The sequence below is a fragment of the Corallococcus praedator genome, assembly GCF_003612125.1.
GTDB lineage: Bacteria > Myxococcota > Myxococcia > Myxococcales > Myxococcaceae > Corallococcus > Corallococcus praedator.
This window is the reverse complement of sequence record NZ_RAWI01001221.1, coordinates 1-416: the sequence shown is the minus strand read 5'-3', so window position 1 is coordinate 416 and position 416 is coordinate 1. Positions and strand designations below refer to the sequence as shown.

1 protein-coding gene is annotated in these 416 nt (G+C 67.8%); it reads right to left on the bottom strand.

Annotated features, from left to right (window positions below; translation table 11 throughout):
- Positions 1-416 (bottom strand): FtsK/SpoIIIE domain-containing protein (locus D7Y13_RS43820; protein ID WP_279637216.1); only part of this gene is annotated, 416 nt, incomplete at both ends.

Below are 416 nucleotides of genomic sequence, written 5' to 3'. Positions count from 1 at the left end.
GCGCTGTAGTGCGCCAGCAGTTCCGCCCGCCAGGTCAACTCGGCGTTCATCGAGATCAGCGCCCGCTGCACCAGTGCCGGGGTCAGATCGGTGATGTAGCCGACGGTGTGCGGCAGATCCGCGCATTCCCGGAAGGCCGCGCCGCCCTTGTAGTCGACCAGCAGGAAGGTGAGCCGGTTCGGCGGATTGTTGACCGCGAGCGAGGCGATGAACGACTGCAGCAGTTCACTTTTACCGGCGCCGGTGGTGCCGGCCACCAGCCCGTGCGGGCCGTCCTCGCGCAGGTCCAGGCTCACCACACCGTCGATACCGACACCGATCTGGCCGCGAAGCCCGCGGCAGGTCTGCCAGCGACCGGTGATCTGGGTTTCGTCGTCCAGGTCGGTCAGGTCGGTGCCGAGTTCGGTCAGCCGCAC